Origin of the sequence: Mycobacterium sp., assembly GCF_052145595.1 — a bacterium.
Taxonomy (GTDB): Bacteria; Actinomycetota; Actinomycetes; order Mycobacteriales; family Mycobacteriaceae; genus Mycobacterium.
Genome location: NZ_JBKQOI010000198.1, coordinates 72,097 through 78,632, shown reverse-complemented (window position 1 = coordinate 78,632; position 6,536 = coordinate 72,097). Strand labels below are relative to the sequence as shown.

Annotated in this window: 7 protein-coding genes; 2 read left to right on the top strand and 5 right to left on the bottom strand. The window is 66.4% G+C overall.

Translation table 11 applies throughout. The features are described 5' to 3' along the window. The 4 genes from ACLP4W_RS18250 to ACLP4W_RS18235 form a co-directional block, all read right to left on the bottom strand. A partial coding sequence (locus ACLP4W_RS18250) for an adenylate/guanylate cyclase domain-containing protein (RefSeq protein ID WP_442388270.1) occupies positions 1-589 on the bottom strand: 589 nt, incomplete at its 3' end. Between the two features lie 55 nt (positions 590-644). Next, positions 645-1,031 carry a hypothetical protein gene (locus ACLP4W_RS18245; protein WP_442388268.1) on the bottom strand — a complete coding sequence of 129 codons (387 nt, stop codon included), beginning with the start codon at positions 1,029-1,031 and terminating at the stop codon, positions 645-647. Positions 1,032-1,259: 228 nt separating this feature from the next. Next, positions 1,260-3,146: an Hsp70 family protein gene (locus ACLP4W_RS18240; protein ID WP_442388266.1), complete on the bottom strand. Its 1,887-nt coding sequence runs from the start codon at positions 3,144-3,146 to the stop codon at positions 1,260-1,262. A gap of 164 nt (positions 3,147-3,310) precedes the next feature. Further along, positions 3,311-4,537: a hypothetical protein gene (locus ACLP4W_RS18235; RefSeq protein ID WP_442388264.1), complete on the bottom strand. Its 1,227-nt coding sequence runs from the start codon at positions 4,535-4,537 to the stop codon at positions 3,311-3,313. A 38-nt stretch (positions 4,538-4,575) separates the two neighbouring features. Here ACLP4W_RS18235 and ACLP4W_RS18230 point away from each other — a divergent pair, with 38 nt between their 5' ends. Both ACLP4W_RS18230 and ACLP4W_RS18225 read left to right on the top strand, forming a co-directional pair. Continuing rightward, positions 4,576-5,238, top strand: a complete 663-nt coding sequence (locus ACLP4W_RS18230) for a TetR/AcrR family transcriptional regulator (RefSeq protein ID WP_442388263.1) — start codon at positions 4,576-4,578, stop codon at positions 5,236-5,238. Further along, positions 5,225-5,713 (top strand): nuclear transport factor 2 family protein, encoded by a 489-nt coding sequence (locus tag ACLP4W_RS18225; RefSeq protein ID WP_442388261.1) that lies wholly within the window; start codon positions 5,225-5,227, stop codon positions 5,711-5,713. Before ACLP4W_RS18230 ends, ACLP4W_RS18225 begins: the two co-directional genes overlap by 14 nt. An 86-nt stretch (positions 5,714-5,799) precedes the next feature. Here the strand turns inward: ACLP4W_RS18225 and ACLP4W_RS18220 are convergent, their stop codons facing one another. Next, positions 5,800-6,453: a L,D-transpeptidase family protein gene (locus ACLP4W_RS18220; RefSeq protein WP_442388259.1), complete on the bottom strand. Its 654-nt coding sequence runs from the start codon at positions 6,451-6,453 to the stop codon at positions 5,800-5,802. Positions 6,454-6,536: the final 83 nt, after the last annotated feature.

The following is a 6,536-nucleotide window of genomic DNA, read 5'->3' as shown; positions in this document are numbered from 1 at the left end:
GGACAACCCGATCCTCGACGAGCCGCGCTGTCGACTCACTGAGCATGACACCGCCCGGCGGTGCCACCGATTCCATCCGCTGCGCCATCCCCACCTGTTCACCGACCGCGGTGTAACCGAGGTGGGTGGCGCCGACCTCGCCGGCGATCACTTGACCGGAATTCAGGCCGACGCGAATCTGCAAATCGATCCCGTCTCGGCGTGCGACCTCAACAGCCACTCGCCGGGCGACTTGCTGGATGTCCAGAGCCGCGAGGCACGCGCGATATGCGTGGTGCTCCATTGCGAGTGGCGCGCCGAAGAGCGCCATGATTCCGTCACCGGTGAACTTGTCCACGGTACCGCCGTAGCGCCGGACCACGGCCACCGCCCGATCGACCAGGTCGGTCACCACCTCGCGCAGCCGCTCGGGACCAAGCGCCGCGGCAATATCCATCGACCGCACCGTATCGGCAAACAGCACCGTCACCTGTTTGTATTCGGCTGGGTCAACGACCACCGTCAGTAGCGAACCGCAGGCATCGCAGAACCGTGCGCCCTTGCGCGGCTCTGTACCGCAAACGTGGCACGCCAACGATGTTGCCGTCACACCTCGGCCCCTTGGACGAATCCCCTGTTAGTGGGAACGCACGGCCATCTGCGGGTTACGTCGGCTCTTCCGAATCGTCGTCGAGGACGCTGACCGCGATGCCATACGGCAGGAAGCGCACCTTGCGCTTCGGATCGAGATTGCTTTTGTTGGCACGCAGAGCGTCGAGTTCGGTGGCATACACCTGCTCGACGCGAGCTCCACCATCGGCGTCCACGGTGTAGATGGCCCACACCCCGTCACCGGCTTCGCCGGCGGTCTCCGGCGCGGAGCGGGGGCGCCGTGACATGTCCTCGAAGAACGCCGACCACCCCGCCCCGGCACCTGGACCGCCGACGAACTTGCTGATCCGCTCGAACACGTCGCGCAGTCCCTCGCTGCCCTCCCTGATCACACGATCGAACTCGTCCGGATCGAATCCGAACGCACCGTACTCGCCCACGCGGACCTCCTTGCAGCACACACCGTCATTGACCAGTGTGCGCTCAGTCGAGATCATCTGCCACGCCGGTTGGCGCGCAGGGCTCAGCCAGGCCTAGGGGGCTGGCGGCGACGGTGCCGGCGGCGGCGGTGGGTTGATCGGAATCGGCACCGTGACGAACGGCAAACGCAGGTACATCGTCAACGGGGGCCGGGTCGCGCTCGTCTTACTCGAGCTCACACCGCGCGATTAGTGACCCGGACTCAGGAACGGGTTCTGCGGGTACTGGGGAGCCTGGGGAGCCTGGCTCTGCGGAACCGGCACCGGTATCGGCACCGGTAGCAGTGGTACGTGTATCCACTCCGTCGTCATCGGCACCGTCGTAGTGGGCGTCGGCGCCGGGGCCGCCCAGGGCGGCGCAGGTGTCGTCGTCGGAGTCGACGGGGGTGGCGGCGGTGGGGTCGTAGTCATCGCCGTCGTCGCAGGCGGCTGAGTCGTCGTCGGCGGCGGAGCATGCCTCGTGGTGACGACGGGCGGCGGCGCCTTGGTCGCGACCACCGGGGGTGGTGGCGGCGCCGGCGGAGACGGCGGTGGGGGCGGCGGTGGCGGGGCGGCGCTGGGAACCGGCTCGGGGCTGGGCGGCGCCGGCAGGGGTGAGGGAGGCGGCGGGACCGGGCTTGGCACCAGGGAGCTGACCGGCGGTGCCGGCCGGGGTGCGACGGTGGGCGCCGGCGGGGCCTGGCGGTTCTCTATCCCCGACAACGTGTAGGCCGTGCCGCCGATTGCGGTCATGGCGATCGCGGCGCACATCCCGATGATCAATTGCGACAGCCGGACGCGCCGCCAAGGTCGTTTTTGGGGGGGCTCGATCAGGTTCAGGCGCATCGACCAGCCCGCCGGACCGTCCTCGTCGTAGGCATCGGGGGGGTACGGCACCCGCACGTCTCCGGGATATTCGGTTTGCGACCAAGCCAGTTCTCGATCCGTCAGCGCCTCGTCGTCGATCACGAGCACGTCGCCCGCCCCCAGGTCGACCACTTCGCCGGCGGCGGCGGCCGCGAGCAGGCCGATGGACGTGCGCGTGCGGATATCCACCGCTTCACCGCGGGAGGCCAGCAGCAAGGCGCCGGCAGCAGCCGCGAAGGCGGGCTGCGACGGTGCCACAACCGGCCTGCGGCCGTGCACCGAAAGGCGTTCTATGACAAGCGGAATGCTGGCGCCGCCGCCCACGGCGACCACCGCTGACAGGTCTGCCCAGCTCCTGTGGTGGCGCACCAGCATCTTGTCGAACGCATAGATGAACCCGGTCAGGCGATCCTGTATCAGGTCCCCCAACTCGTCTCGTGTCAGCTTCATGGTGGCGCGGCGCCCTCCGAGCTCCGCGGCGAATTCGGCTACCGTGTCGGTGGATAACCGCTCCTTGGCCGCGCGGCACTCCTCCCTGAGCGCGGCGAGCTGGCCGACCCCGGCGGTGCTGGCCGGGTCGATACCGCTGCCGTGTCCCAGTTCCTCGAAAACACGGAGCAGCAACGCCTGGTCGATCTCGTCGCCGGAGAAAGCCGCGTAACGCATTGTGGGGGTGACGAGCTCGAAATCTCCGGCGAGGCTGACCAACGTGGCAGACGTGCCCGCGCCACCGAAGTCGAGCAGGCCGACCACGCCGGTCGCAGCCAGGCACAGCTCCGCGTTCGCCCCAGTCAACGACGCGATTGCATCCGACACCAGGCGGGGCGCCATGCCGCTTCGAACGAAGCCCAAATGCGTTCGCAGACCGTCGCGCAACGCCTGTACGGTTCCGGGTTTCCAGTACGCGGGAACGGCGATCGAGATCTCCGATGAGGCAGTGTCCGCACCGGCGGCCAGCACCATCGCGTCCAGGGCCTCCACCGTCAGCAGGTCCGGGTCGTGCGCGGACCCGTCGGGCGACACCAGGGCCACGGAGTCACCGATGCGCTCCACGAAGCCGCGCATCAGCACGCCCGGCTCGTTCAGGTTGGGGTTTTCCGTCGGGAGACCGATTTTCGGCGCGCAGTGCGGATAAAGGGTCAGCACCGCACGGCGCGAAACCGGCGGGCTTCCGTTACACGCGGCGACCAGGTTGGTGGTCCCGATCGACAACCCCAGTGGGTCGTACATAGAGCGAATACTTTCGTCTATAGAGGTCGGTGGCCAGCGTTAACCATAGCCGCCGACACGCTCAAAGCCGATGGGTCGCAATGTCATTGGTATGGGCCCGATGCGATTGCGTCACCGAAGCGGTACCAAAAACCCCTTGACAAGACGCGTCAAACGTGTCGAGTTCAGATTACGGTCAGCGGCAGCGAGCGCCTCGGCTGGAACTGGAATGACGATCCGCCACTGACTTTGGCCACCGATACCTCTGGCAGTTCGGCCGCCGGGGTGTCGGTTTTGACCAGTTCTGCGGTCCAGTCCGAGCCCGTACCGCTAACCCGAACCTCGAGAAGCGGATCCACCGCGGTGGCGATCGCTTGCAGCGGTTGCACGGAATCGGCCGAGCACAACGATATCCAGGCTCCGTCGTCGTGGGCCGGCGATCTGTGTACGACCAACCGGTTGCGCTCGATCTCCGCCGCGACGTAGCCCGCCGGGTTGAGCAGCGGATGCAGCTCGAGCACCCGCAGCGTTCCTTCGATCCCGCCGGGCAACTCCAGCGCGCGGTAAATCCGCTCGGCGGCCAGACCGGCCAGGCCGATCAGGCCGCGGGTGCCCACCGAGACGGCCTCGGCGTCGTCGGCGGCGCGTGCCCGCACCGCGATCGCAAACGACAGATAGAGCAGGTGCATCTGCAGGCAGACCTCGTCGGCCATGCGGACCAGCGCCGAGTGCGAGAAGGCGCCGAAGTCGAGATCGGACAACAACGGACCCGAGTAATCCGCCCGCCCCTCGTCGGACGGATCGATGGGGTCGAGTTCCCATGTCGCGGCTCTGGTTTGGCGAACGATGTCCAGTGCGGGAATGCTCTGGGCCTCGGGGTAAGACTCGTCGATGACGACCGTCCAGGCGCAGTGCGGATGCCGATCCGAGGGCACTCGGGGCGGCCGGTGGATGGGACGCATCTGGGCGCGCGGGTTGGTTGCCACCGCGGTGGCGTCGAACGTCGGATCCTCGATGGTGTGGCACATCCCGAAGACGTACTCGTCCCCCATCGGCTCCACATCGAGCAACGCGCCGCAGTGGTCGAGGTGGAATTCGCCGTGCCAACGGTCGTGGATGGTGTAGCGGAAATCCATGAATTGCGGCGGGGCGCCGATGTCTAGTTGTAGGCCCTTGAAGATCGTGGGCACGTCGTCGCCCTCGTAGTTCAGCGCCCGCTGCATCCGCTGGGTGTAGATCGGGCTGGCGCCCGCCCACTCCTCGATGGCGATTTGCACCATCTCCTCGCGACCGAACGAGGTAATGCACCATGCCATGCCCGAACGGTCGATCATGTGCCCGATCAAAAGCAGTTCGGGAACCAGGACGGCAAGCTCCTGATGGGACAACCGCGCGTATCGGGATTGGCTCACCGCCCAAAAATAGTTCGGTCTATGTTATAAAGTCAACAATGTCCATTGCCGCAGGCCAGATGCCCGGGCGCCCCGCCGGCCCCACCCGGCGCACCAGCGCGCCGCGCAAACGCGGCGACGACACCCGCACGAAAATCATCGACGAGACGGTGCGCTGCATCGTGGAGGAAGGGTTCGCCGCCGCGACCGCCAAGCACGTGGCCGAACGCGCCGGCGTGACGTGGGGGGTCATCCAGTATCACTTCGGCGACCGCAACGGCATGCTGATGGCCGTCGTCGACGACGGCGTGGCCAGGCTCGTCGACAGCCTGTCGTCGGCCAACGTCAGCGAGCTTCCGCTGCGCGAGCGTATCGAGGTCGTCGTCGACACCGCCTGGAGCTGTTACAGCAGTCCGACGTCGATGGCGGCCTTCGAAATCCTGCGCTCCACCCGCGGCGGCCCGGGGGCGTCTTCGCGGCGCCATCTGTTCGAAATGAACGCCGCGATCAGCCAGCTCGGGCTGCTGATAGCCGATGATCCGTCCAATGCCGGTGTGGCCGAAGTGATCTGGGCCGCGCTGCGGGGTGTGGTGCTGGTGCAGATGATCACCGGAACGGCGATCGACTGGCATCAGGAACGACGTGCCTTGATCGACATGGTCACCCGCTATCTGCAACGCTCGGGCGGCGTGGGCGACGATCCGCCCGGTGTGCTGCAATGACCTGATGACCCCCGCCGAGTTGACCGACATCGAAGCCATCAAACAGGTCAAGTACCGCTACCTGCGCGCGCTGGACACCAAACACTGGGACGATTTCGCCGACACCCTGGCCGAGGACATCAAGGCCGACTATGGCCCGTCGATCGGCGAGGAGTTGCACTTCACCAACCGCACCGACCTGGTGGACTACATGCGCTCGGCGCTTGGCCCCAACGTGATCACAGAGCATCGGGTGACCCATCCGGAAATCATCGTGACCGGCGACACCGCGTCGGGCAGCTGGTATCTGCAAGACCGGGTCATCGTCGCCGAATTCGATTTCATGTTGATCGGTGCGGCCTTCTACCGCGACCAGTACCGGCGCACCGACGCCGGCTGGAAGATCAGCGGAACCGGATACGACAGAACCTACGACGCGACAATGTCGTTGGCGGGCATGAACTTCAAGGTGAAACCCGGTCGCGCTCTCGCCTGACTGCCGCTGCTGCAGACCTCGGGCGTGAACCGTGCGACGCAACACGCCGAAATCGCGTCGTCCAGTTCACAGTCGAGACCCAACGGCTACTTGGTAATCGCGATCACCGCACCGGGGCGCAGCCAACGGATGACCTGCACCAGCGTGGCATCGTCGATCGCCACGCAGCCCTCGGTGGGCCCGCCGTCGGTGGTGTGGAAGAAGAACGCCGCGCCACCGCCCGGAACCTTGTTCTTGTTGACACCCATCACGACCGCGTGCTTGTACTGCGGGATTTGCAGGTTCTCGCTGTCGGCCGTATTGAACGGGCACTGGGACTTCTGGCACACCTGCATGCTGTTGAAGGTGGGGCTGTGGTCATCGCCGCTCCACCAGTGGTTGGGCCCGACTTGGGTGTACGGCAATCCCCCACCGGGATTGGGCGCGGTGCCAAAAGCCGAGTCAAGGGTGTAGACACCCATCGGAGTGGCCGGAACCTCGCTCCTGGCCTGCGGCGCCATGCCCGCCGAGCCGACGTGGGTGGGAATGCCGGTCGCCAGGGCCTGCCAGCCGGCGGTGGTGCGCTGGTAAATATCCATTGTCGCGTTCGAACCGCCGGTGCTCACCACCGAAACCACCTGCGTGGCATTGCCAACCGAGTTCGCGAACCAGGGAACGGCCGCACCGCTCACCGGTGCCAGCACCAGGAACGCGCAGATCAGGCATGCCGCGGCGCACAACGAAGCTAGCAGTCGGCGCATGGATTCAATCGTCAGGCGACGCCAACCTGGGGTCAAGTCAAGCTTCAGACGCAATTGGGTCACTGAGCCGTCACCGACGGCAC